This window comes from Nitratireductor sp. ZSWI3, from assembly GCF_024655565.1.
Taxonomy (GTDB): domain Bacteria; phylum Pseudomonadota; class Alphaproteobacteria; order Rhizobiales; family Rhizobiaceae; genus Nitratireductor.
In genome coordinates this window covers 1-24,334 of sequence record NZ_JANKOF010000071.1, presented here as the reverse complement: position 1 = coordinate 24,334, position 24,334 = coordinate 1, and the positions used below count along the sequence as shown (strand labels likewise).

Below are 24,334 nucleotides of genomic sequence, written 5' to 3'. Positions count from 1 at the left end.
CCGGGCGCCTTGCGGCGCCCGGCACAAGAATTCCCGGAGAAACGAAGGGATTGCCCCTCGCGACAGTGCTCAGCGGCCGTCCGGCGTGCGCAGCCCGTACCACTTGTCCTTGACCGCCTCGTAATGCTCCTGCGGCTTGTACTCGGCGACCTGCAGGCCGAGCGTCGAGGCCGAGAGCCGCCCGGTCGCCGAAAGGATGGCATAGCTCGCCACCACGACGTCGCGCTCGGCGCTCACCAGGCTGATCTTCGCATCGATCACGTCCGCCTGGGCGTTCAGCACGTCGAGCGTGGTGCGCTGGCCGACATTACGCTCCTCGATCACGCCGTCCAGCGCGAGCTGCGCGGCGCGCACGACCTCTCTGTTCGCAGCGACCGATTCGCGCGCCGCCTGATACTGGGTCCATGCCGAGACGACGGCCGAGCGCACCTGGTCGCGGGCCACGTCGAGGTTGATGCGCGCCTGACCGAGCGATTCCTTGTTCTGCCGCACCTGCGCCGAGGCGAGACCGCCCTGATAGATCGGCACCGTCAGCTTGAGCCCGATGCTCGCCTGGTCGAACGATCCGTCCTGCAGGGAGCCGGGCGAGGAATTGCGATAGCTGTGCGTCAGGCCGGCCGAGCCGGAGACCTGCGGCAGGAAGGTGCCCTCCGACGACTTCACCTTGAAGGAAGCCGCATCGATCTGGTGCTGCCGTGCCTTGACCACCGGGTGCTGGGCTAATCCCGTCGACAGCGCGCCGTCGAGATTGTTCGGCATGAGCTTGCCGACCGGGCTCGCCGCCTTCAGGTTGCCCGGCGCATCGCCGATGATCTGGCGGTAGACGGCCGATTGCGCCGTGACGCTGGCGCGCGCCGCGCTGAGCTGGGCGAGCGCCGCCTGTTGGCGCGCTTCCGCCTGGGCGACATCGGTTCTGGTGCCCTCGCCGACCTCGAAGCGCGACCGCGCCGAGCGCACCTGCTCCTGGAGGAACTCGAGGTTCTGGGCGCGCAGGGCCGCGATCTGCCGGTCGCGGATGACGTCCATATAGGCGCTCGCCGCGTTGAACAGGATGTCGAGCTCCTGATTGCGCAGGGCCTCGTTGGCTGCCCGCACGGTGGCCTCGGCCGCCTGCACGTTGTTGCGGGTCTGGAAACCGTCGAAGATCGGCTGCGTCAGGGCGATGCCGAACTCGCCGGTGCGAATGTCGGTACCGTCATTGGTGGCAAGCCCGGCGCTGGCCGAGGCCTCGACGCGGGGGCGCATGCCGGATTTGGCGATCGCGACGCCCTCGTCGGTGACGCGCACGCCGGCGCGTTCCGCGTTGAGCGTCGAGTTGTTCTGATAGGCCTTGGCAAGAGCGCCGAAGATCGTCTCGGCCGAAACGACGGCCGGCGATGAAATGAGGGCCGTTGTGGCGACCATGGGAATCAGGAAACGGCGATAAAATGACACGATCTGGCAACCTCGGATTGTTTCTTGCGACCATGCCCGCTGGCACCGCCGCCCTGTCTTGAAAACACCGGCGACATTACCGGCCTTCGCGCCCTCGAGAAACGCACCCCATGCTTTTCTCCCGATCCCGTCGAGCACAATTCGGTGTGGACGTTACATCATACTCCCGATCAATTCCGTTGCACGATGGCAACAATCCGTCTTTCAAAACACGAATTCAGGCGCCTTCTGGAACCCGGGAAGTGGCTTGACTGCGACATTGAACGACGATCGGCTGGAAACGATGCCGTCATTCTTGACAAAGAGGTGGGCCCGCGCGGCATTCCCCTCGCCGATCACGGCGACGAGACGCCCGCCCTGGCGAAGCTGCTCGAACAGGGCTTCCGGAACCGCGTCGACCGCACCACCGATGAAGATCACGTCATAAGGGGCATCGTCCCCGTAGCCGTCCCGCAGGGGCCCGCTCACCACCGAGACGTTGACGCAGCCGAGCGTCTCAAGCGTCTCGGATGCCGTCTGGGCAAGGGTCTCCTCGCTCTCCAGCGCCACCACGAAGCTGGCCAGCCGCGAGAGCACGGCAGCGGAATAGCCGGTGCCCGCACCGATATCGAGCACCACGTCGCTCGACTGCACGTCGGCGAGCTGAACGAGTTTGGCGAAGGGCGACGGCTCCATGAGATAGCGCGCCGGCCCCTCGCGGGTGGCTGCCGAGATCTCCAGATCCTCGTCGATATAGGCCAGGCTCTTCTTGCGGCCGGGCACGAAAGCCTCGCGCGGGATGTCCCCCATCGCCTCGAGCAGCGGAACGTTGGTCACGTCGGTGGTGCGCAACTGGCCTTCCACCATGTTGGCGCGCTGCAGCGAAAAATCGGTGTTCATAAAGTCGGTCCCCGATGGGTGTTCCCGCCGCGGCCTGCAGGGCTCTGAGCCCGCGACGGCGCGAGAACAGCGATTTCAACGGTTTGCTAACGGCTGGGACAGGCCCTGTCAATGACTCGTTCTGCCCCGCGACAGCATCGCTCACCGGCCGGCCGCGGCGGTGAAACGGCCCGTGCGCCGTCGCATGGCCGCCGCGCTGCCGCAAAGCGAAAATCACCTTCTCCGGCAGGGAATAAAGCCGCCTTTGAAGTGTTTTCGATACGGGAGCAAAGGTTTCGGGATCGGTTCGAGATGCACAGGCGATCGATCATCTTCGGGGCAGCCGTCGTTCTTCTGGCGCGGCCGGCCCCTGCGGCGAATCTCGACGACAGCGTCGGGCGTTATCGGATCACCGCTTCTTCGCGCATCGCATTCACCGTCGACCAGGTTGGCGGCGGCGGCCTTTCGGGCAGCTTTCCACAATTTTCGGGCACGATCGACCTGCGCGACGGCGCCCTCGAACGTTCCAGCGTGACCTTCCGGCTGGCGCCCGCAAGCGTCGTGACGGGTGAGTCGCGCGTCGACGCCTTCCTCAGGTCCGATGCGGTGTTCGACGTCGCACGCCACCCCGAGATCACGTTCCGGTCGACGCGCGTTCGCCTGATCGACGCCAGCAGCGCCGCCATCGAGGGCATCCTGTCCGCACGCGGCCGCTCGCGCCCCGAGACGTTCACCGCCACTGTCGTCAGGCGCTCGGGCAATGCGGTCACCTTCAAGGTCACCGGCAACGTCCTGCGCTCGCCCTACGGAATGGACGTCGGAACGCCGATCTATTCGAACATCGTGCGCTTCGACATGACGATCAACGGCCGCCGCTTCTGAAAAAACGAACAAGTGAGCGCATCCCGCATGGAATAAATCCGCCCCAATCCTGTTGTTGATACCGGAGGCTGGGAAAAACCGGCCCGAACCTGCCAGAAAAGACCAGAAAGGAAATGTCGATGCTTACCCGTTCTCTTCTGGCCGCCGCGGCGGCTCTCGCATTCACTTCCGCCATGGCGCTTGCCGAAGACTATGCCGGCGGCGCCATCAAGACGATGGATTCCGCCGATGGCGAGATACTGACCGACGCCAACGGCATGACGCTCTATACGTTCGACAAGGACGAGGCGAACATGTCGACCTGCTACAACGAGTGCGCCATCAACTGGCCGCCGCTGATCGCCGCTTCCGGTGCTGCCGCGGACGGCGAATTCTCCCTCGTCGAGCGCCAGGACGGCAGCATGCAATGGGCCCATGAAGGCAAGCCGCTCTATCTCTGGAAGAACGACCAGAAGCCCGGCGACACGACCGGTGACGGCGTGGGCGGCGCCTGGCACGTCGCCAAGGACTGATCGGGCGGTGTCCCTCTTCCTGGACGAGATGGAGGCCTGTGTTCCGGCGTTGCGGCGCTATGCCCGTGCATTGACGCACGATGCCGACCGGGCCGACGATCTCGTCCAGGATTGCCTCGAGCGGGCGATCCGCAAGAGCAGCCTGTGGCGCCCGACCGGGCCGCTCAGGGCATGGCTGTTCCGCATGCTGCTGAACATCCACCGCAACGAGCTGCGCCGCAGCCGCCGGGCGCCACCGGCGTTTTCGATCGACACGCTGCCGATCGACCCGCCCACCCCGGCCGAACAGACGGATCGCCTCGCCCTCGCCGATACGGCGCGGGCGATGCAGAAACTGAGCAACGAGCAGCGCGAAGCCCTCCTCCTCGTCGCGCTCGAAGGCATGAGCTATGCGGAGGCGGCCGGCGTGCTCGATATCCCGGTCGGCACGCTGATGTCGCGCATCGGCCGCGCGCGCGAGGCCCTGCGCACGCTGACCGAAGCCGCCGGACCCCGCCTGAGGAGCGTTAAATGACGACCACCGACAACGGCTTCTCCCGCGAAACGCTGCATGCCTATGTGGATGGCGAGCTGGCGCCGGATGCGCGCGCCGCGGTCGAGCAACATCTGGCCGGCCATCCCGAGGACGCGGCCCTGGTCGCCGCCTGGCAGCGCGACAAGGCGGCGCTGCAGGCGCTTTACGCCCATGTCGGGCGCGAACCGTTGCCGGCGGCCCTCTCCCCGCATCGCCTCGCCAGGCAGCGGCATCGCGCCGCCGGGCGCTGGAGCGGCCTGGCCGCCGCCTGCCTCGCCCTGGCGCTTCTTGGAGCGGCCGGCGGCTGGTATGGACGCGGATTGCTGGACGACCGGCAGCCGGCGCTCGGTTTGCTGGTGGACAGGGCTGTCGCGGCGCACAATCTCTATGTCGGCGAGGTCATCCATCCGGTCGAGGTGGCCGGCACGCAGGAGGATCATCTCGCCGCCTGGCTGTCGAAGCGGCTCGACCGTGCCATCACCATCCCGGATTTGCGCGCGGCCGGCTTCGATCTCGTCGGCGGGCGGCTGCTGCCGGACGGCAGGGGGCCGGCCGCACAGTTCATGTATGAGGACGAGAGCGGGCGCCGTGTCACGCTCTATGTCAAGCCGACGCCGGAAAGCCCCGACTCCGCCTTCCGCTTCATCAGCCACGGCCGGGTCGCCGCCGTCTTCTGGCGCGACGAGACGATCAGTTGCTCCCTCGTCGGCGAGCTGCCGCGCGCCGACCTGCAAAGGCTGGCGACGCAGGCCTACGAGCAGCTTGGCTGACGGCCTGAAGCCCGCTCATGCCCGGCAGGAAGCACATCTCCCCCCGGCACAGCCCGCCGGGCGCCTATGGCCTTACCGCCATCATCTTCCACTGGCTGGTGGGGCTCCTGTTCCTCGTGCAGATTCCGCTCGGCTATCTCACCCAGGCGGTCGCCAGCCGGCCCGCGCTGCAGTTCGATCTCTATCAGTGGCACAAGTCGGTCGGCTTTCTCATTCTGGCGCTGGCGCTGCTGCGCCTCGCCTGGCGGTTGCTGACGAAAAGCCCGGCCCCGCCCGAGGGCCTGCCGCACTGGGAGTTGGCGGCGGCCCGGCTGGCGCAGGCCCTCCTGCTTCTGCTGACGGTCGTCGTCCCGTTGACCGGCTGGCTGATCGCCTCCACCTCGCCGCTGCGCATCCCGAGCTACGTCTTCAACCTGGTCGTCGTTCCCCACCTGCCCCTGACGCCTTCGCAGGATGCGGACCGACTGTGGTCAAGCCTCCACGCCTATCTTGCCTATGCGGCCGGTCTCCTGGCGCTCGTCCATATCGGCGCCGCACTGTGGCATCATTTCCTGCTGCGCGACGAGACCCTCAGCCGCATGCTGCCGCCGGCCGGCAGCCACCGCCGGACACGCTGAGGCGCGCCATCGGGCCGCTACTCGGGAAGCGGGATGAATTCGTCGCGGTCGCCGGCCGGCAGGTCGAACAGCCCCGAACCCCAGCGGGCGCTGCGCCACTCCTCCTTGGCGGCCTCGATCCGCTCTTTCGAGGAGGCGACGAAGTTCCACCAGATGAAGCGCGGGCCGCCGAGCGTCGCCCCGCCGAGCAGCATCAGCCGGGCGCCCTGCGGACCGGCCCCGACGGTGATCGCATCGCCCGGCCGGAACACCATCATGCGGCCGGCATCGAAATCCTCGCCGGCGATGGTGATCGAGCCCTCGGTGACGTATATGCCCCGGTCCTCATGATCGTCCGGCAGCGGCAGGCGCGCACCCGGCTGAAGCACGACATCGGCATAAAACATCTCCGTGAACACGGACACCGGCGCCCGCTCGCCATAGGCATTGCCCATGATCAGGCGCAGCGACACGCCATCCGCTTCGATCTCCGGCAGCGCCTCCCTGGCGTGGTGCTCGAACATCGGCGCCATATCCTCGACAGTCTCCGGCAACGCCACCCAGGTCTGAATGCCGAACAGGCTGTGCGGCCCCTGGCGCGCCGTGCTGCTCGTACGCTCCGAATGCGTCACCCCGCGCCCTGCGACCATCCAGTTGAGCGCCCCTGGCCGGATGATCTGGTCGGTGCCGAGACTGTCGCGGTGATGGAAATCGCCGCGGTAGAGATAGGTCACGGTGCCGAGCCCGATATGCGGATGCGGGCGCACGTCGACCCCCTGCCCGGTCAGGAATTCGGCCGGCCCCGCCTGATCGAAGAAGATGAACGGGCCGACCATCTGCCGCTTCGGCGCCGGCAGGGCCCGCCGCACCTCGAAGCCGCCGATGTCGCGTGCACGGGGAACGATGAGCGTTTCGATCGCATCGACGCCGATTTCATCGGGGCAACCGGGGACAAGGGCGGGATTCCAGCTCATGACATCTCCTGTGGCCTGCGCAGACGCGCGGCGCTGTCTAAGGGCACGCCGGGCGCAGGGCCATGGCGGCAAGGTCTGGAATAGTGTCACCAACGCACGCCCGAATGAAGCGCCGATTTGCACCCGACGGGAAGCCGCCGTGTTCCGCCTCGCCGGCCGCCGGCCTGCGCATCGTCCCGCCGCCGTGCCTGCACAGGAAAGTTTGCGAAATGCGCGCCAAGCCGCTTGACGCAAAATAGGTCGCAACCTATTGAACACAGCGCTGCTTTGAGAGCGGCATGGCCTCGTGGCGGAGTGGTTACGCAGAGGACTGCAAATCCTTGCACCCCGGTTCGATTCCGGGCGAGGCCTCCATTTTCCAACCATCCCTGTTTTTCAGAAGCTTCGCATGGGACGCGCTGCTTGGCGCATGGCCCGAAAATCGGAATCGTTTTTCGGAAAGCACGCTGTAGCAAAGGTGCTGCATCGGCGGCTGCAGCGACCGGTCCGGTGCGCCGGCAGGCAATGGGCTTCTGGGGAGGTTGGGGCAGCTGCCCTTGGGAAGCTGCCTGCCAGCGCCCGATGAACGTGGCGTGTCGGGCCGCCATCGGCAATTGCGCTATTCCGTAATCCCGACAGCTACTGACATCGGCACCATCGGCCTGTCACCTGTCCAAAAGGTGTAATCGGCGAACGCGCCGCCGGGTGATAGTTTGTCTTTTGCAGTCGCTGCAATGGTTTGGCGGTGATTGCAGGGGGAGCCATGTTGCCGCACACACATACAAACGTCCGCAGGATCGCGCCCGCAGCGCGCGGCTCGTGTCGGCGCGCTCTGCAACCGGCGCTGTGGGAGCTGATCGCCTCGGCGGAAGGCGCCGGATGGTCGCGTCAGGAGATCGAGTTGGCCCTGGTGCAGCTTCTGGTCGACACGCTGAAACACGACCGCGCCGACCTTGCAACCATCGTCGCTCTACGCCGCGCCGCCTGGTGTCCCGCACGCCGGAACCTCGAATAGCGCTCCGGCCGGCGTTGTCCGCTACTGCTGGCCGCGCCTGTTCCACCAGACGGCAAGCTGGCGGCGGCGGCGACGCACCGATGCGATGTCGTAGGAAAGGATGAGAAGGCCGAGCGGGATCATCCAGAAGCCCAGCACTGGCAGGAAGCCGAACATGCCGAGCACGACGAGACCGCCGCCGGCACAAAGGCGCGCCGAGCGCGAGCGCGGAATCGGGATCCGCCGCCCCATCAGGAAGACCGAAGGCTGCCGGCGTTCCGCCTCGTCCTCCGCCTGCTCTGCCCGCGCGCCTGTTTCGTCGTCAAAATGCATGGTTCTCGTCGCGTCCACTCTCGCCGCCTCCCAGCGCGACAAGCGCCGACGGGGGCAAACGTTCCCCATATGAGGGCGCAGTTGTGCGAAAGCGAGGCGATCAGGCAAAAAAAGTGAAATTGCCGCTTTGCAAAGCCGAATGTGGTTTGCTATAGGCACGCTCATTCGCAAGAGCATAGGTATTCCCCGGTAGCTCAGCGGTAGAGCAACCGGCTGTTAACCGGTTGGTCGCTGGTTCGAATCCGGCCCGGGGAGCCACTTTTTCCAGAATTTTCAAAAGCCGACCATGTTGCAGGCCCGCAAGCCGGCGGTCGAGACGTCTCATCGTCTTGCTGCGCGCCGGGCTTGCGGCTCAGGCGATGGCGGGCGGTGATTTTTGCGGCCACTGTGTCGCCTCGTGATAGGCCGCCCCCAGCGCCAGCACGCGTGCATCGGAGCCGGTTGCGCCGATGATCTGCATGCCTGTCGGAAGGCCCTGCCCGTTGAAGCCGACGGGGACGCATAGCGACGGCAGGCCGATCAGCGAGACCGGAACGACGACCTCCATCCAGCGGTGGTAGGTGTCCATCTCGACACCGGCCACGGTGCGCGGCCAGCGCCATTCGGCGGGGAAAGGCCACACCTGCGCCGACGGCATCACCAGAAAATCGTAGCGCTGCAGCAGCGTCTGCGCGGCGGCATACCACTGCGAGCGGATCTGGCTGGCCGTGCAGATCTCCTCGGCGTCGAACGCGGCGCCGCATTCGATCTCCCAGAGGGTCTCGGGCTTGATCATCTCGCGCATGGAAGCGTCGCGCCACAGGTCGCGCTTGGAGCCGAAAATCGCCGTCGACCGCAACACCGTCCAAGCCTGCCAGAGCTGTTCGGCCGGAAAGGGCGGCGCCACCGGTTCGACCGCAGCGCCAAGGGCCTCAAGCACGTTCATGCCGCCTTCGCACGCCTCCAGGATACCCGCCTCGCAAGGATAGGCTCCGCCCCAATCGGCAAGCCAGCCGATGCGCATCCCGCGCGGCTCGGCGGCCCGGTGGCCCTCCAGAAACGCGCCGGCCGGCCGGTCGAAGGGAACGGCGGGATCGGGCTGCGCCATCACGTCGAGCAGGCGCACCAGATCCTCTGGCGCGCGCGCCATGGGGCCCAGCGTCGCCATGGTGTTGAAAAAGGTGTCGCCGCCGCGCTCAGTGGGCACCAGCCCCCAAGTCGGCCGGAAGCCGTAGACGTTGCAGAAGGCGGCGGGGTTGCGCAGGCTGCCCATCATGTCCGAACCGTCGGCCAGCACCTGCATGCGCGCGGCAAGCGCCGCGGCGGTGCCGCCCGAGGAGCCGCCGGCGCTGCGCGTCGTGTCGTAGGGGTTGCGCGTGACGCCGTAGACGGGATTGAAGCTGTGGCTGCCATGCCCCCATTCGGGCGTGTTGGTCTTGCCGATCACGATCGCACCCGCCGCCTTCATGCGCGCCACGGCCAGCGCATCCTCGCCCGGCACGAAGGAAGCATGGATCGGCGAGCCCCAGGTCGTGACGATGCCCTTGGTCGCAAGCAGATCCTTGACGGCGATCGGCAGCCCGTGCAGCGGCCCCGAGGCGGCCTTGCCGTCCATGGCGCGCGCCTCGGCCATCAGGTCGTCGCGCGGTCGCAGCGCAACGACCGCATTGATCGTGCCGTTGACGGCCTCGATGCGGTCCAGGAATGCGGCCATGACTTCCGAGGGGCAGGTTTTTCCCTCGGCCATCAGTCTCGTCAGCGCGCCCGCGGAAAGTTCGGTGAGGTCCATCGGCAATACCTTGTCAGATCACACGCAAAGGCCGGTCGGCCGATTCCGCTCCAGCTTATCGGAAGCGATCACGATACGCGAAGCCCGGCCTGATGAGGCGGGCTGCCCGTTCACTTCTCCAGTCCCGAGGATAGTGCCGTTCGATCCCGCCGCCTCCGGCCAGCCATGCTGCAGCCGCTGGACCAGCCATCATGCCGCCCGAATCGTCCCCATCTCCTGCGGCTCTGCCACCGGAGATCCCATGCGCAAGCGAACCGTCCTCCTTCTTGCCCTCGCCGGCATCGCCGGAGCCCTGTACCTTGCCAACGCCTCGCGCCTTTCCGGCCGGCCAGCCGGCGCGCCCGTCCTGCTCGCGCATCGCGGGCTGGCCCAGGGTTTCGACCGCACGGGCCTGACCGGCCAGACCTGCACGGCCGAACGCATGCTGCCGCCGCGCCACGCCTTCCTCGAGAACACCCTGCCCTCGATGCGCGCCGCCTTCGACCTCGGGGCAGACGTGGTCGAGATCGACATCCATCCGACGACGGACGGCCAGTTTGCGGTGTTCCACGACTGGACGGTCGACTGCCGGACGGAAGGAACCGGCGAGACGCGCAGCCTCAGCATGGACGAGTTGAAGAGCCTCGACGTCGGCTATGGCTATACGGCCGATGGCGGCAAGACGTTTCCCTTTCGCGGCAAGGGCACCGGCATGATCCCCTCGCTCGACGAGGTTCTTTTCGCCCTCCCGGATCGCCGCTTCCTGATCAACATCAAGAGCAGCGATGCCGAGGAAGGACGCCTGCTCGCCGAGGCGCTGGCGCGGATGACCGCCCCCGCCCGCTCCCGGCTGATGGTCTATGGCGCCGAAGCTCCGGTCGACGTCCTGCGCAGCCGCTTCCCACGGATGAAGACGCTCACCAGGCGCGACCTGAAACGCTGCCTGCCGCTTTACGCGCTGGCCGGCTGGAGCGGCTTCGTGCCGGAGGCCTGCCGCGGCCGCGTGCTCCTCCTCCCCGTCAACATCGCCCGCTGGATGTGGGGCTGGCCGAACCGCTTCCTCGACCGGATGGAGGCGGCCGGCAGCGAGGTCTTCCTGCTCGGCCCCTATGCGGGCGGCGGCTTCTCGACCGGCTTCGACGATCCGGCCCTCATCAAGGCCCTGCCGGTGGGATATTCCGGCGGCATCTCCACCGACGCCCTCGATCTGATTGCGCCATTGCTCGAAGACCGCGCGCACCTCCAGTAGACCGAAGCCGCCCGTGTTTTTCCTCTTCCCGCCCTGGGCGCGGCGGAACGTTTTCACAGCCCGCCTGTTGGATATAGACTGGACGAAAAATGGGGCGGGTGATGATGATGAAACATGGCCAAGACACTTCAGAAGCGACGAAACACACCTCCATAACGGTCCGCCTGCCGGCGAACATGGTTGCCGCGCTCGACCGGTTCATCGCTCAGCAGGATGGCGACACCTCACGTGCCGAAACCATTGCCGGCATCGTCCGCGCCTGGGCCATCGACAACGGCTTCGCGCACCGCGACGAGGATGGCGAGGAAGGGTTGAGGCCCGAGGAGCTGAACGCCGCCAATGACGACTGACCGACGGCCGGCCCGCCCGTCGTCGCCGTTCCGGAAAGAGGATGATCAGGCCTTCGAGCGGGATGAGGAAAAGTGTGAAGCGGTTTTCCGCCCGCATCCCGCTCTAATTTTCCGGAATCGACCGTGATCTAGAGACGAAGTCGGCGGCGACGCGCATCTCGCGCAGCGGCCGCACCTCGGCCGTGCATGCGGCATAGGTCGGATGCGCCTTGTAGGCGGCCAGCGCCGCCTCGTCGCGAAACTCGCCATAGACCACGACATCCACCTCGGTGCCGAGCTGGTCGACCTTGCGGTTGATGCCGATCTCGAAGACGTCCGAATGCGGGATGGTGCCCAGAACGCCCAGTTTCTCCGCGATGCGCTCGACATCCGCCTTGTCCCTGGCGCTGAAGAAAACGATGTGGCGAATCATGACGGGCCTCCGGTTCCGATGGCGGCAAATCGCCCTCGGATGCAGGTCATGTCAATGCGCCGCACCGTCGCGCATGCGGATTCGATTTCTCCGGAAACCACCGCAATTTCCTGTTTGCAAAGAGAAAAGGCCGGCAGGCACCCGACCTCTCGATCAGTTCACGGTCCTCAAAGTGCGATGCGGTAGAGGGCAAAGCCCTCCTGCCCGTCGCCGGCCGGCTCGATGGAAACGCCTTTCACGTCAGCGGCGAAGGCGGCCGCCTTCGGGCCTGTCTCGAACAGCACCGAGGTGCCGGCAAGCGGCTTGAAATGCCAGTTGGCATCCGCCGACGGATTGATGGTGCCCTGCTCGACGATGTAGCGCACGATGACGTCGCGGTTGGTGTCGGGTGCCGCGAAGATGACCTTGTCCGGCCCGATGCCGGGGAAGTTTCCACCACCGCCGCCCCGGTAATTGTTGGTCGCGACGATGAATTTCTGCTGCGGGTCGATCGGAGCGCCGTTGAACTTCAGGTCGACGATGCGGTTCGACCCGGCGTTGATGAGCTCGCCCTTCGGCGCATATTTCGGCGGCTGCGACAGGTCGATCGCGTAGGTCACGCCGTCGACGACGTCGAAATTGTAGGACGGAAAGGAGGCGTTGAGCAGCGGCTGGTCGGCCTTGCCCGGCTCGACCTGGTTGAAGATGCCAGCCGACATCTCCAGCCATTCCTTCACGTCCGCGCCGGTGATCAGCACCGCCTGCACCGTGTTCGGATAGAGGTAGAGGTCGGCGACGTTCTTGATCGCCACGTCGCCGGCCGGCACGTCGGTATAGTAGTCCGGCCCGCCGCGGCCGCCGGCCTTGAACGGCGCCGCGGCCGAAAGGACCGGCAGGTCCTTGTATTCGCCGTCCTTCAGCATCTCGGTGATGTACCAGGTCTGCGCCTGGCTGACGATCTGCACCGACGGGTCGTCGGCGACCAGCGCGAAGTAGGAATAGAGCGGCGCCGAGGTCTTGCCGACGGCGGTGCGCACATATTTGAGCGTCGCCTCGTGGTCCGCGCGCACCGCATCCTCCACCTCCGGCTTGCTCTGCACCAGCGGCTCGGTGTTGCGCTCGACACGCTTGAAGATCGGCCGGGCCTCCGAGGTCGAGCCGACGATGCGCCAGGCATTGCCGTCGCGCTCCAGAAGCAGGTCGATCAGGCCGAGATGCGAGCCCCAGAAACCGCCCATCACGCCCGGCTTGCCACCGATCGTGCCCTTGGCATTGTCCAATCCGTCCACGCCGTCGAACTTGGGTCCGGGGAAATCGAGATGGCTGTGGCCGGTCACGATGGCGTCGATGCCGTCGACGCCGGCCAACACCAGGGAGGCATTCTCGAGGTTTTCCTCATACTGCGCCGGCCCCATGCCGGAATGCGACAGTGCAACGATGAGCTCGGCGCCCTCCTCCTTCATCTGCGGCACCCAGGCCTCGGCGGCCTTGACGATGTCGCGCGTCATCGCCTTACCGGCAAGGTGCTTCGCATCCCAGTTCATGATCTGTGGCGGCACGAAGCCGATCAGGCCGATGCGGATCGGGTGCTCGGCGCCGCTGCCATCCCTGATCGTCCGGTCGAGGATCACATACGGCTTCAGGAAGAGCTCGTCGTCGCGCCCGCCGCTAGCAAGCCTGCCCTTGGCGAGATTGGCGCAGACGAAGGGGAAATTGGCGCCGTCCAGCACCTTGAACAGGAAGTCGAGCCCATAGTTGAACTCATGGTTGCCGAGCGTCGAGCAATCATAGCCCAGCGTGTTCATGCCCTTGATGACCGGATGCAGGTCGCCGTCCTTCATGCCGCGCTCATAGGCGATGTAGTCGCCCATCGGATTGCCCTGCAGGAAATCGCCATTGTCGACCAGGATCGCGTTCGTCGCCTCGGCGCGGATCGCGTCGATGATCGAGGCCGTGCGCGCCAGTCCCATCGTGTCGTTGGGCTTGTCGGCGTAATAATCATAGGGAAACACGTGAACGTGCAGGTCGGTGGTCTCCATGATGCGCAGATGCGCCTGGTTGGCCGCCGCATTGGCCGAGAAGGGATGCAGGAGCACCAGAGACCCGGCCGCGGCCGAGCCCGCCAGGAAGGAGCGCCGCGAAATGGGATGAAGGTGCCGGTTCATGCTCGTTTCTCCTCGGGCTCGAATTCGGGCTTCGATCAATGGCGAAAATACCATGATTGCGCCGTTGCAGGCGGAGTTCCAGCAGAATCTTGTGACGGACGCGCGACAGCCTAGTGGTCTGACCGAAACAGATGGTATCCATCTGTTTCGACGAGTCAGCCCACAAGCTATTGCTCTGGTGGGGCGATTTTTCCCAACAGATGGGTACCATCTGTTGGGATCGCACCACTGGAGGCCTCCGCGATCAGGCCATTGCGGGCTTCAGCCCGACCGCGGTGCGGTCGACCACCTCGCGCAGCGCGAAGGCGGAATTGATCTTGATGACATGGGGCATGCCGGTGAGCCATTCCTTGTGGATGCGCTCGTAATCCTGCAGATCGCGCGCCGCGATGCGCAGGATGTAGTCGTACTCGCCCGACATCAGGTGGCATGACACCACGTTGGGGCAACGCTTCACCGCCGCCTCGAACTCGCTCAGCGTGCGCTCGAACTGGCCGGACAGCGAAATATGGACGATCGCCGTCATGGCATGGCCGAGGGCTGCATTGGACAGCTCGGCGTGGTAGCCTTTGATGACGCCGGTTTTCTCCAGATTGTCGAGCCGGCGCGAGCAGGCCGATTGCGACAGCCCGACCTTCTCGGCAAGCGCCGAGTTGGATATTCGCCCATCCTGCTGCAGCGCGTCCAGAATGGCGATATCGATCCTATCCAGGGCCATTGTTCGAATTTCCTCCCGCAAAAGATAGATGTTCTGCAAAAATTACCGAATTTTCGCCCCGGCCGCAAATATGTTCGCAAGGACGTCCTGCACGTTTTGTGCTGTCATGAAATCAAGACGGAACAAACCACCCAACAGCGGAGGAAACAGGATGCGCGTCGGCTGCCCGAAGGAAATCAAGAACCATGAATATCGCGTCGGTCTGACGCCCGGATCGGTGCGCGAATATGTTGCGCACGGACATGAGGTGCTGGTGGAGACCGGTGCCGGTGCCGGCATCGGCGCCGACGACAATGCCTACCGCGCCGCGGGCGCCTCGATCGCCAGGACGGCCGGCGAGGTCTTCACCAGATCCGACATGATCGTCAAGGTGAAGGAGCCGCAACCTTCCGAATGGGTCCAGCTCCGCGAGGACCAGATCCTCTACACCTATCTCCACCTCGCCCCCGATCCGGACCAGACGCGCGGTCTCATCGATTCGGGCGTCACCGCGGTCGCCTATGAAACGGTCACCGACGGACGCGGCGGCCTGCCGCTGCTGGCACCGATGTCGGAGGTCGCCGGCCGCCTGGCGATCCAGGCCGGCGCGACGGCCCTGCAGAAGGCCAATGGCGGCCGCGGCGTGCTGCTCGGCGGCGTGCCCGGTGTGCTGCCGGGCAAGGTCGCCATCATCGGCGGCGGCGTGGTCGGCCTCAACGCCGCCAAGATGGCGGTCGGCCTCGGTGCGGACGTCACCATCCTCGACCGCTCGATTCCCCGCCTGCGCGAGCTGGACGATATCTTCAACGGCCGCGTCCACACCCGCTACTCGACGGTCGAGGCGCTGGAAGAAGAGTGCTTCTCCTGCGATGTGGTGGTCGGCGCGGTGCTGATCCCGGGGGCGGCCGCTCCCAAGCTGGTCACCCGCGAGATGCTGTCGGGCATGAAGAAGGGCTCGGTTCTGGTCGACGTCGCCATCGATCAGGGCGGCTGCTTCGAGACCTCGCACGCCACCACCCATTCGGAGCCGACCTATGAAGTCGACGGCATCATCCACTACTGCGTGGCCAACATGCCGGGCGCCGTGCCCGTCACCTCGGCGCATGCGCTGAACAACGCCACGCTGCACCATGGCCTGCAGCTCGCCGACAAGGGCCTGAAGGCGCTCGCCGACGACATCAACCTGCGCAACGGCCTGAACGTCCACAAGGGCCGCATCACCAACCGCGCCGTCGCCGAGGCGCTGGGCTACGAGATGGCCGAGCCTCAGGCGGCGCTCGCCGCCTGAGCGGTCCGGGAACGCCTCCTCCACGAGATACCCGCCGGAAACGGCGGGTATTTTCGTTTGCGCATTGAGCGGCTCATCGTTTCACGGAAACGCTGTCCCGCTCTATCTCCTTGTTTTTCCGAATTTATGCGACGTCAGGTGATTCCACCTGACTGCAAAATTCCTCATGCCCGTTCGATGCGTGCCTGGTAGCAATTGTTGCGCGAGGACCGCATGTGCAGATAGGCGATGTCGTCGCGCTGCAGGAGCTCATGAGCCCGCGTGCACACGTCCTGCTTCGGCGTCACGGCGCCCGTGCCGTAGACGATGCGGTCGTCATGGCCATAGCCGCGCACGATATAGTCGGGCGTGGAGCGGAAGATCTCCGGCATCACGTCGCTTTCGGGTGCCCGCTCGCATTCCTCCGCGCAGAGGAAGATCGGCCCCGTCTCCGCATAGGGCTGCAGCGCCGGAAACGGCCGATAGGCGAGGATCAGATAGGGTTTTCCCGCGGGGACATAACGCAGGCAATGCCGACACGGCAGACCGCCGCCGTCGGATATCCTGCGTTCCGGGATCATGCCGTAGGCGTCTGGGGCGCCGCTGCGATAGGCGCGTGCCTCCCCGCTCGGCATGGCGACGAATTTGATGAGACCCATCGGTGCTCTCCTTTCTGAAGCGAAAGGAGCAGTTTGCGCGCCGCGCCGGGCGTTTCCACCCGTTTCCTGCGCGGCGCCGGATCATGATCGCTTCCAATGGCTTGCAGCCGGATGCGGACTCAGCGCACGAAATCGTCGACGCGCCGCAGCGTCACGCGGCGGTTGCGCCAGTTCTCGTTGGGCGTCGGCACCAGCAGGAACTCCTCGCCATAGCCGACCGTCTCGAGCATGCGCGAGGGAATGCGGAACTCGCGCACCAGGAGCCGCTTCAGCGATGCGGCGCGACGCTCCGAGAGCCTCTGGTTGTAACCGAAGGAGCCGACCGCATCGGTGTGCCCCTCGAGCAGGACCAGCGTTCCCGGACGGCGGCGGCGCAGCGCGTGCAGCGCGTCGGCGATCTGCTCGACCTTGCGGAACTGCGAATAGGGAATTTCCGCCGAATCGAATTCGAAATTGATCGCCTGGATGTCGATCGAGGGCGCCCTGCGGCGCAGCTCCGGCCGGCGCTTCAGTTCCTGCACGGTCACCCGGTCCTGCGGGCGGACGCGCTGTGCGGGCGCGGCTTCCAGGCGGCGCTGGATCTGCGAGGCGGACGGCATGGAGGACTGGGCCATGGCGGCGCCCGGCACGAAGCAGGCGGCGATTGCGGCTCCCAGCATCTGACGGCGGTTCAGCATCGAAGGCTCCTTTCGAGACGGTTCAATCTTCGCTGCATCTTTTCCCGCCGCCGCTGAATCGCCGATGAACGGGCCGTTATCCAACCTTCAGCTTTTCGGCTCGCCCGTCTCCACCGGCGTGTCGGGCAGGCCGCCCCACTCCGTCCACGACCCGTCGTAAAGCCGGTTGTCCTTGTGGCCGAGCGTCTCCAGCGCCAGCGTGATGACCGCGGCCGTGACGCCCGAGCCGCAGGAGGTCACCACCGGCCGGTCGAGATCGATCCCCGCCGCCTCGAACAGCGCACGCAGTTCGTCGGCGGGCAGCAGCTTGCCCTCGCGCGCCAGGCCGAGGGCCGGAACGCTGCGCGCGCCCGGCATGTGGCCCGAGCGCACGCCGGGGCGCGGCTCCGGCTCTTTCCCGCTGAAGCGGCCGGCCGGCCGCGCATCGGCAATCTGCGCGCTGGCATCGCCGACGATCCGCCGCATGTCCGCAAGGCTGGCCACCCGGGAGCGGTCGAGCTTGGCGTCGAAGACGCTGGCGGCGATCCTCGTCGGCTCGCTGGTCAGCTCGCGCCCCTCGGCGCGCCAGCCGTCCAGGCCGCCGTCGAGCACGAACACCTTTTCGGCGCCCATCACCCGGAACATCCACCACACGCGCGGCGCCGAGAACATGCCCGGGCCGTCATAGACGACGATCGTGTCGCTTTCGGAGATGCCCATGGAACTCGCGTGGCGCTCGAAGGTGCGCGCGTCCGGCAGGGTGTGCGGCAGATCCGAATCGGGATCGACCACCGCGTCCTGGTCGAAGAAGACGGCGCGCGGAATGTGGCCGGCGTCGTATTCGGCGCGGGCGTCGCGCCCCTGCGCCGGCAGATACCAGGAGGCATCGACGATCGACAGGCCCGGATCGTGGAGGTGCTCCTGCAGCCAGTCGGCGGATACGGTAAAACGGCTCGTCTTGCTCATCGCTCTCTCTCAGGCAGCCGGCAGCGGGCCGAAGCGGATGCGGAAGCGGCGGTTCTCGCGTCCCTTCTTCTCGATCTTGCCGACGTGAATCTCGCCCACCTCCCGCGTGCGCGCCACATGGGTGCCGCCGCAGGGCTGGCTGTCGATCGCCGCCTCGTCGCCGATGCAGACGAGCCGGATGCGCCCCGCCCCCTGCGGCGGGCGCACGTTCTTCGACTTCACCAGGCCGGGATTGGCGGCCAGCTCCTCCTCGCTGATCCAGCGCGTGAAGACGGGATGATCGCCCGCCACCAGCTCCATCAGCTTCTCGGTGACGCTCTCCTTGGTGAACGCGGCATCCGGTAGGTCGAAATCGACCCGCGAATCCTCCTCGCCCACCGAGGCCCCGGTGATGGGGAACGGGCAGATCACGCTGAGGAGGTGGCAGGCCGTGTGCATGCGCATCAGCCTGAAGCGCCGCTCCCAGTCGATCGCCATCTGAAGCGTCTCGCCCGGCTCGGGGACGGCCTGCCCGGCGGCCGGCACGTGGATGATCTCGTCCTTGGTCTCGCCGGTCACCGTGGCGGCGACCTCGATCACCGAACCGTCGGCGCGCGTCAAAAGGCCGGTGTCGCCGGGCTGGCCGCCGGAGGTGGCGTAAAACACCGTCCGGTCAAGCAGGATGCCGCCACGCTCGTTGACGGCGAGCACCCGCGCCTCGCCGTCGCGCAGATAGGCGTCCTCGCGGAACAGGATGTCCGTGCCGGCCGCCATCATGCGACCTCCTCGAAGGGCACGTCGATCTCGGGCGTCCTGTCCATCCAGTCCGGTATCGGCAGGTTTTTCTCCCGGAGGAAGGCCGGGTTGAACAGCTTCGACTGGTAGCGGGTGCCGTAGTCGCACAGGATGGTGACGATGCGGTGGCCGGGGCCGAGCTCCCGCGCCAGGCGGATGGCGCCGGCGATGTTGATTCCCGTCGAGCCACCCATGCACAGCCCCTCCTCCTGCACCAGATCGAAGACGATGGGCAGCGCCTCCTCGTCATGGATCCGATAGGAGAAATCGGGCGCGAACCCTTCCAGGTTGGCGGTGATTCGCCCCTGGCCGATGCCCTCTGTGATCGAACTGCCCTCGGATTTCAGCTCGCCCTCGGTGTAGAAGCTGTAGAGCGCCGCGCCCATGGGGTCGGCCAGCGCCACCTTGACGTTCTTGTTGTGGCGCCGCAGGCCCTCGGCCACCCCCGCCAGCGTGCCGCCCGTGCCGACGGCGGAGACGAAGCCGTCCACCCTGCCGCCCGTCTGCTCAAAGATCTCCCTCGCCGTCGTTTCCACATGGCCGTTGCGGTTGGCGACGTTGTCGAACTGGTTGGCCCAGATGGCGCCGTTCGGGTCGGTCCTCGCCAGCTGCTCGGCCAGGCGGCCGGAAACCTTGACGTAGTTGTTGGGGTTCTTGTAGGCCACCGCCGGAACCTCGATCAGCTCGGCGCCGAGAACGCGCAGCGCGTCCTTCTTTTCCTGGCTCTGCGTATCGGGGATGACGATCACGGTGCGGTAGCCGAGCGCCTTGGCGACGACGGTGAGCCCGATGCCGGTGTTGCCCGCCGTGCCCTCGACGATCACCCCGCCGGGCTTGAGGAGCCCGCGCTTTTCGGCGTCGCGGATGATGAAGAGCCCTGCCCGGTCCTTGACCGACTGGCCGGGATTCATGAATTCGGCCTTGCCGTAGATCTCGCAGCCCGTCTCCTCGGAGGCCCGCCTCAGGCGGATCAGCGGCGTGTTTCCGATGGCCTCGACAACCGAGTTCTTCATGACAACCTCTTTGAATTTTTGCGGAGGGTAGAAAGCCCGCTCACCGCTGGCAAGGAGGGATTTTGCGCGCGGGCCGCCAAGCGCGCAAAGCTTGCGCATAATGTCGCCTTCCGGCCCGGGCAACATTCCCCTGCGGCAGGGTCCGACGAACGATGCGATACGGACGATTTCCGGTTGCTAGTATAGCTGTATGGCTTTTCAAGTCATGCGGCGGCGGCTAAGTCTGCCGACCGACACATGAAGGGTTCTGCATGGCGCTCTACAGAGCCGGCCCCAATGACGGCATAGCATGGATCACCGGAGCCAGCACCGGCATCGGCCGGGCGCTCGCGCTGCATCTTGCGCGCACCGGCTACACGGTCGCCGCCACCGCCCGCGCCGAAGACAACCTCGCCTCGATCACCCACGACGCCGACGACCTGAAGGGCCGCATCTTCACCTTTCCGTGCGACGTCATGAGCGAGGCGGGCATGGAAAGAACGGTCGCCGCCATCGAGAAGACCCTCGGCCCGATCGTGCTCGCCGTCTTCAACGCCGGCACCTATCTGCCGGTGCGCGGCGACCGGCTGGAGACCACCAACATCGTCCGCAGCTACCAGATCAACGTCTTCGGGACGGTCAACGGCCTGGTGCCCGTCACCGACCGCATGCGCGCGCGCGGTTTCGGCCAGATCGCCGTGATGGGCTCGGTGACCTCCTTCTTCGGCATGCCCTCGGCCGCCGCCTACGGCTCCACCAAGGCGGCGCTCAACAACATGGTCGAGGGCCTGCGCTTCGATTTCGAGAAGATGAACATCCGCACCCAGATGATCAATCCGGGGTTCGTGGCGACGCCGCTGACCGACAAGACCACGTTCAGGATGCCGGCGCTCCTGTCGGCCGAGGAGGCGGCGGCGCGCATCGCAACGGGCCTCGAGCGCGGCGGCTACGAGATCGCCTTCCCGCGCCGCCTGGTCTGGCCGCTCAAATTCCTGCGCCTGTTCCCCAAGCCCGTCGTCTTCGCCGTGATGAACCTGCTCACCGGCTGGAAGGCCCGCGCCGTCGGCCCGAGAAAGAAGCCCCCCGCCCCGGCTGGACGCCCGCATTGCCACGGTTTGGAAGGTGGAGCCGGCGGGGTAAAGCCTCGGTCGCGAACGGGTGGTACGGCGCGGTAGTGGTGGGGGTGTGGGGTTGGGTGTCTGCGTGAGTGGCTTCCGGCACGGTGTACGGCTTGAGCGGGGCAGAACCGGTCTGGCGTCTCCTTGCATTCGATGGGGTCAAGCGGACGTTCAAGCCACAAGCGGTGATGGCTAAGCGAGGGGGCCGCCGATATCTAATGCTAGGTTGCGGCAGTCTGGTAGTCCCTACCCATATTTGAGGCGTTTGGATATACTCGAAATGTTCGGTTGTTGGGGGAATTCAGATGCAACGCGTTCGATCATCTTGCTTTGCTATCGCGATAAGTTTGCTCCTAGCGGCAGGCGCTGCCGCACAAGATGTTATGCCGTTGGCGCAGCCGACGGATGCCCTATTGCAGCTCAAGGAAGTGGATTGGCCAGAGCTAGCCAAAGCTGCCGAGGTAATTTCTGTGGAATGGGATTTCATAGCGGAAAGTTTTGACAAGGTCGGCGGCCCGCCCACAGACCAATTCCAGCTAGCGATGAAGCACAATAAATTACTATTACAAAAGGCTGCAGCCGAGCCTAATAATCAATATTCGCTTGAGCTTGTTGATTACGTTGAAGAAGATTTAATTCTGAAAGCTAGTTTCATTAGAGAAAAATCGGCTGGAGCTGTCGTCACTGCCGCTACATATAGCGAAGTTGCCGTGGACGTTAGGACAATGAAGAACGGTAGCGAGATCGACGGCTATTTTATCGGCTTTAGTCCAAGATATATGGCGGGAGGCAATCCCTTGGTTACGTTCAACAATCCGACTAACCCGAGTAAGGGATCTCTTGCTCCTGGTAGATACGAGATGATGGCAATCCAGAACGGCAAGGTTGTCCAGCGTCAGGAAGTAAGCGTCGGAATATTAGGCCAACAGGGACCTATTATTTGCTTGGTTCCATAAAATGAAGCTGGAAGAATTAATAAGAGAGCTAAAGGGAAGCTGGGTTGCTGCGTCAATCTTGGCGGCTTTTGTTACAACTATTATCGCAGACATGGTTGCAAGTCCTCCCACGCTTTGGCGCGAAGCAGGACAGACACCCGAAGTAATTAACTTTCTGGCAACTATCGTTGTTGCGGCTGGCATTGGGAGTGTCATGGCGGGGAGAAGCCTTGAGCAACGCGCAACTTTTACGAGGATCGTGCCACTGGCACTTGTATTCGCAATTGTTTATTTTCTCTTAAATGCACAATTAAGCTGCCCGTTTTCCGGCAATCGGATGGCGACAGGCTGGACCTATTTGGCCGATGCTGCGAACCACCTTGCCAAAAATCCCGGGCAAGGTTGCAGTCTGCTTATTGCCGACTTCACAGGGAACACAGATAAGATATGGCCGAAACACGAGATCTTGATCGTGTGGGTTGCACTGTTCTTGATTTATGTGATGGCAGTAACACTCCTAGCGACGACAATATTACGGGTTATGCAACACATCTCAGGCCGATAAGTCGATCCACCGAACACCTGAACGAATCCTTGTCATGTAAGCTTACCTCGGGATAACTGCAAGCTATCTGGATAGATCTCTCTCCCGCTTGCTAGCCTTATACCTCGGCTCGGGCGGATGTTCCGCACACGGGACCTGCTGCGCCAGCCAGCTGAGAAGCGTACCCCCACCGAGGCCGAAGAGGCGGATACGGTCGCGCCGAGCAATCCCGCCCGCGCGCGGTGGGTCTGCCTGCTCCGGGCATTTCAGCCGCAACTCACGCCATCAATGTCGGCTTTCAGACGGAATCTGACGTCAAGTTGAAGGTCCACAATTGGGGACGCAAAGCCACCGCCTTCAGCAAGCCCACCGCAGCGCCCCCACAAACGCGGCATCCCCTCCCCACCCTACCGCCGCTTCGTCTCCGGCGGCGCGTCGCGGCATGTCAGGTAGATCGCCAGCGTGATCACCACGAGCACGGCATAGAAGATGAAGAGCGTCTGATAGGCCGCCGCCGGCTCGCCCGGCGCGCTTGCGGCCGCCACGACGCCTCCGGTCACGAACTGCATCACCCCCGCCCCGCCGACCGAGAAGAAGTTGAGGAGCGTCACGCCGCGGCCCGTCAGATGCGGCGGCAGGAAGGCGCGCCCGTGCGTCATCATCAGCCCGTAGCTCGCCCCGCACACGCCGATGACGACAAACAGGATCGTCGTGGCGGCGATCCCCGGCACCGGAAAAAGGGCCAGCCAGGTCACCGCCGCCGCGCCGATGCCGTTGCCGAAGAAGACGACCCATTTGCGGGTGCGGAAGATCACGTCGAGCGGCCCGTAGACGAAGCTGCCGACGGACATCGCCAGCGCCATGAACAGGGTCACCTGACCGATCAGGAGCGCGTCGGCGCCGTAGACGTCGGCAAGATAGGGGCCGGCCCACAGGCCGCGTATGCCGGCCGCCGGCGCATAGTTGAGCGCGGTGAGCGGCAGGATCGGCCACAGGACGCGCAGGCGGAAAAGCTCCAGATAGCCGCGAAAGCCGAACCCCTCGCCCTTCCGGCCCGGCCCGACGTCGGGGTCAGGGTCGGGGTCGCGCACCAGAAAGCCGATGGCAAGGCCGGTGAGGATGGTGACGGCGGCAAGGCCGGCCATCACCCAGCGCCAGCCGAACGCCTCGGCAGCCTCCGCCAGGGGCGCCGAGCCGATCACATTGCCCAGGGTGCCGAAGGCGACCAGCCAGGAGATGAGGATCGCCAGCCGCGCCGGCGAGAAGGTTTTGGCGAAAATGAACACCGAGGCCATGAGGACGGCCGAGCAGCCGGCCCCGTTCAGCGCCATGGCGAGGATGACGGCCCACGGCGTCTGCGCCAGGGCGAACAGCACGGCGCCCCCGCCCCCGCAGGCGGCCAGCAGGAACGCGGCGGTGCGGCGCGGCCCGTAGCGGTCGAGCGACACGCCGACCACGAACTGCATCAGGGCAAAGACGACGAACCAGGCGCCCGAGGCCATCGACAGCTCGGCCTTGGTGGCGCCGAGCTCGCTGGTCAGCGCCGGCGTCAGCACCGCCAGGAACGAGCGGTAGAATTGCGACAGGACGTATCCGATCGTCAGGGCGACGAGTCCGGCCATTGTGCGATTGCCTCCTCCAGCACGGCCGAAGGCCATGCCGCCGCCGGGCCATTCAATGACCTGCGGCGTCCTCTGTGCGTCCTAGCGCATCGGCCCGAAAATCGGAATCGATCTTCGGAAAGCACGATGCGCAGATTCAAAGACTTACAGCGTCCTTTGTGCGTCCAAATGGACGCACGGCGCTGTAAGGGACGCACGGGCGCTGTAGCCCAGGAGAGAGATGGGCACAATTGGGCCAGACGGCCCTATCGGCCGATCACGCCGAAGCGCCGCCGGTCAGGCGGCGCGGCTTGCCGGACGCCTGCCGCGATTGCGCCGGCGGCGGCGGGCCGGCTTGTCCTCGCCGGAACGCACCT

Annotated in this window: 26 protein-coding genes and 2 tRNA genes; 14 read left to right on the top strand and 14 right to left on the bottom strand. The window is 65.4% G+C overall.

All coding sequences use genetic code 11. The features are described from left to right. Positions 1 to 69: 69 nt before the first annotated feature. Together NUU27_RS18525 and NUU27_RS18520 are read right to left on the bottom strand one after the other, a co-directional pair. A complete protein-coding gene (locus tag NUU27_RS18525; RefSeq protein WP_374567504.1) occupies positions 70 to 1,434 on the bottom strand; it encodes a TolC family outer membrane protein in 1,365 nt (454 codons plus the stop codon). Between the two features lie 204 nt (positions 1,435 to 1,638). Next, positions 1,639 to 2,313, bottom strand: coding sequence for a protein-L-isoaspartate O-methyltransferase (locus tag NUU27_RS18520; protein ID WP_257763628.1), 675 nt, complete (start codon positions 2,311 to 2,313; stop codon positions 1,639 to 1,641). 291 nt (positions 2,314 to 2,604) lie between these two features. On the opposite strand from NUU27_RS18520, the gene NUU27_RS18515 reads away from it, so the two are divergent. The 5 genes from NUU27_RS18515 (at position 2,605) to NUU27_RS18495 (ending at position 5,587) form a co-directional block, all read left to right on the top strand. Continuing rightward, positions 2,605 to 3,174, top strand: coding sequence for a YceI family protein (locus NUU27_RS18515; protein ID WP_257763627.1), 570 nt, complete (start codon positions 2,605 to 2,607; stop codon positions 3,172 to 3,174). 119 nt (positions 3,175 to 3,293) lie between these two features. Then, entirely contained in the window at positions 3,294 to 3,686 is a 393-nt protein-coding gene (locus tag NUU27_RS18510; RefSeq protein ID WP_257763626.1) for a hypothetical protein, read from the top strand. Between the two features lie 28 nt (positions 3,687 to 3,714). After that, positions 3,715 to 4,200: a sigma-70 family RNA polymerase sigma factor gene (locus NUU27_RS18505; protein WP_374567508.1), complete on the top strand. Its 486-nt coding sequence runs from the start codon at positions 3,715 to 3,717 to the stop codon at positions 4,198 to 4,200. After that, positions 4,197 to 4,970, top strand: a complete 774-nt coding sequence (locus NUU27_RS18500) for an anti-sigma factor (RefSeq protein ID WP_257763624.1) — start codon at positions 4,197 to 4,199, stop codon at positions 4,968 to 4,970. The genes NUU27_RS18505 and NUU27_RS18500 overlap by 4 nt, the downstream gene beginning before the upstream one ends. A gap of 17 nt (positions 4,971 to 4,987) precedes the next feature. Further along, positions 4,988 to 5,587, top strand: a complete 600-nt coding sequence (locus NUU27_RS18495) for a cytochrome b (RefSeq protein WP_257763623.1) — start codon at positions 4,988 to 4,990, stop codon at positions 5,585 to 5,587. A gap of 17 nt (positions 5,588 to 5,604) precedes the next feature. Here the strand turns inward: NUU27_RS18495 and NUU27_RS18490 are convergent, their stop codons facing one another. Beyond that, a complete protein-coding gene (locus NUU27_RS18490; protein ID WP_257763622.1) occupies positions 5,605 to 6,540 on the bottom strand; it encodes a pirin family protein in 936 nt (311 codons plus the stop codon). 280 nt (positions 6,541 to 6,820) lie between these two features. On the opposite strand from NUU27_RS18490, the gene NUU27_RS18485 reads away from it, so the two are divergent. Both NUU27_RS18485 and NUU27_RS18480 read left to right on the top strand, forming a co-directional pair. Further along, positions 6,821 to 6,894: transfer RNA gene (locus NUU27_RS18485), tRNA-Cys, on the top strand. 388 nt (positions 6,895 to 7,282) lie between these two features. Then, positions 7,283 to 7,534 carry a hypothetical protein gene (locus NUU27_RS18480; protein WP_257763621.1) on the top strand — a complete coding sequence of 84 codons (252 nt, stop codon included), beginning with the start codon at positions 7,283 to 7,285 and terminating at the stop codon, positions 7,532 to 7,534. Positions 7,535 to 7,555: 21 nt separating this feature from the next. Here NUU27_RS18480 and NUU27_RS18475 read toward each other — a convergent pair whose 3' ends face one another. Beyond that, positions 7,556 to 7,765, bottom strand: a complete 210-nt coding sequence (locus tag NUU27_RS18475; RefSeq protein ID WP_257763629.1) for a hypothetical protein — start codon at positions 7,763 to 7,765, stop codon at positions 7,556 to 7,558. Positions 7,766 to 8,029: 264 nt separating this feature from the next. Here NUU27_RS18475 and NUU27_RS18470 point away from each other — a divergent pair. After that, positions 8,030 to 8,104: transfer RNA gene (locus NUU27_RS18470), tRNA-Asn, on the top strand. 94 nt (positions 8,105 to 8,198) lie between these two features. Here the strand turns inward: NUU27_RS18470 and NUU27_RS18465 are convergent. Next, the gene (locus NUU27_RS18465) at positions 8,199 to 9,614 is read right to left on the bottom strand and encodes an amidase (protein WP_257763620.1); all 1,416 of its coding nucleotides are present in this window, start codon (positions 9,612 to 9,614) and stop codon (positions 8,199 to 8,201) included. A 241-nt stretch (positions 9,615 to 9,855) separates the two neighbouring features. On the opposite strand from NUU27_RS18465, the gene NUU27_RS18460 reads away from it, so the two are divergent. Both NUU27_RS18460 and NUU27_RS18455 read left to right on the top strand, forming a co-directional pair. Continuing rightward, positions 9,856 to 10,842 (top strand): glycerophosphodiester phosphodiesterase family protein, encoded by a 987-nt coding sequence (locus NUU27_RS18460; protein WP_257763619.1) that lies wholly within the window; start codon positions 9,856 to 9,858, stop codon positions 10,840 to 10,842. 107 nt (positions 10,843 to 10,949) lie between these two features. Continuing rightward, positions 10,950 to 11,192, top strand: coding sequence for a ribbon-helix-helix domain-containing protein (locus NUU27_RS18455; protein WP_257763618.1), 243 nt, complete (start codon positions 10,950 to 10,952; stop codon positions 11,190 to 11,192). 103 nt (positions 11,193 to 11,295) lie between these two features. Here NUU27_RS18455 and NUU27_RS18450 read toward each other — a convergent pair whose 3' ends face one another. From NUU27_RS18450 to NUU27_RS18440, 3 genes are all read right to left on the bottom strand, one after another. Continuing rightward, entirely contained in the window at positions 11,296 to 11,604 is a 309-nt protein-coding gene (locus NUU27_RS18450; RefSeq protein ID WP_257763617.1) for a Dabb family protein, read from the bottom strand. Between the two features lie 167 nt (positions 11,605 to 11,771). Next, positions 11,772 to 13,748, bottom strand: a complete 1,977-nt coding sequence (locus tag NUU27_RS18445; RefSeq protein ID WP_257763616.1) for a bifunctional 2',3'-cyclic-nucleotide 2'-phosphodiesterase/3'-nucleotidase — start codon at positions 13,746 to 13,748, stop codon at positions 11,772 to 11,774. Between the two features lie 244 nt (positions 13,749 to 13,992). Next, positions 13,993 to 14,466: an Lrp/AsnC family transcriptional regulator gene (locus tag NUU27_RS18440; RefSeq protein ID WP_257763615.1), complete on the bottom strand. Its 474-nt coding sequence runs from the start codon at positions 14,464 to 14,466 to the stop codon at positions 13,993 to 13,995. A 151-nt stretch (positions 14,467 to 14,617) separates the two neighbouring features. Here NUU27_RS18440 and ald point away from each other — a divergent pair, with 151 nt between their 5' ends. Next, a complete protein-coding gene (ald, locus tag NUU27_RS18435) occupies positions 14,618 to 15,733 on the top strand; it encodes an alanine dehydrogenase (RefSeq protein WP_257763614.1) in 1,116 nt (371 codons plus the stop codon). 164 nt (positions 15,734 to 15,897) lie between these two features. On the opposite strand, the gene NUU27_RS18430 is transcribed toward ald, so the two are convergent. From NUU27_RS18430 to NUU27_RS18410, 5 genes are all read right to left on the bottom strand, one after another. After that, the gene (locus tag NUU27_RS18430; RefSeq protein WP_257763613.1) at positions 15,898 to 16,371 is read right to left on the bottom strand and encodes a DUF1203 domain-containing protein; all 474 of its coding nucleotides are present in this window, start codon (positions 16,369 to 16,371) and stop codon (positions 15,898 to 15,900) included. Positions 16,372 to 16,490: 119 nt separating this feature from the next. Next, positions 16,491 to 17,048: an OmpA family protein gene (locus tag NUU27_RS18425; protein ID WP_257763612.1), complete on the bottom strand. Its 558-nt coding sequence runs from the start codon at positions 17,046 to 17,048 to the stop codon at positions 16,491 to 16,493. Between the two features lie 87 nt (positions 17,049 to 17,135). Next, positions 17,136 to 17,993: a 3-mercaptopyruvate sulfurtransferase gene (sseA, locus tag NUU27_RS18420; protein ID WP_257763611.1), complete on the bottom strand. Its 858-nt coding sequence runs from the start codon at positions 17,991 to 17,993 to the stop codon at positions 17,136 to 17,138. Positions 17,994 to 18,002: 9 nt separating this feature from the next. After that, on the bottom strand, positions 18,003 to 18,746 hold the full coding sequence (locus tag NUU27_RS18415; RefSeq protein WP_257763610.1) for an alanyl-tRNA editing protein: 744 nt from the start codon (positions 18,744 to 18,746) through the stop codon (positions 18,003 to 18,005). Then, entirely contained in the window at positions 18,746 to 19,780 is a 1,035-nt protein-coding gene (locus NUU27_RS18410) for a cysteine synthase A (RefSeq protein ID WP_257763609.1), read from the bottom strand. Before NUU27_RS18410 ends, NUU27_RS18415 begins: the two co-directional genes overlap by 1 nt. A 251-nt stretch (positions 19,781 to 20,031) precedes the next feature. Between NUU27_RS18410 and NUU27_RS18405 the strand changes: the two genes are divergently transcribed. From NUU27_RS18405 to NUU27_RS18395, 3 genes are all read left to right on the top strand, one after another. Continuing rightward, positions 20,032 to 20,934: an SDR family NAD(P)-dependent oxidoreductase gene (locus NUU27_RS18405; RefSeq protein WP_257763608.1), complete on the top strand. Its 903-nt coding sequence runs from the start codon at positions 20,032 to 20,034 to the stop codon at positions 20,932 to 20,934. Between the two features lie 248 nt (positions 20,935 to 21,182). After that, positions 21,183 to 21,833 (top strand): hypothetical protein, encoded by a 651-nt coding sequence (locus NUU27_RS18400; protein ID WP_257763607.1) that lies wholly within the window; start codon positions 21,183 to 21,185, stop codon positions 21,831 to 21,833. A 1-nt stretch (position 21,834) separates the two neighbouring features. Then, entirely contained in the window at positions 21,835 to 22,377 is a 543-nt protein-coding gene (locus tag NUU27_RS18395; RefSeq protein ID WP_257763606.1) for a hypothetical protein, read from the top strand. A 386-nt stretch (positions 22,378 to 22,763) separates the two neighbouring features. On the opposite strand, the gene NUU27_RS18390 is transcribed toward NUU27_RS18395, so the two are convergent. Next, complete coding sequence (locus tag NUU27_RS18390; RefSeq protein WP_257763605.1) at positions 22,764 to 23,978, bottom strand: MFS transporter; 1,215 nt, start codon at positions 23,976 to 23,978, stop codon at positions 22,764 to 22,766. Between the last annotated feature and the right edge of the window lie 356 nt (positions 23,979 to 24,334).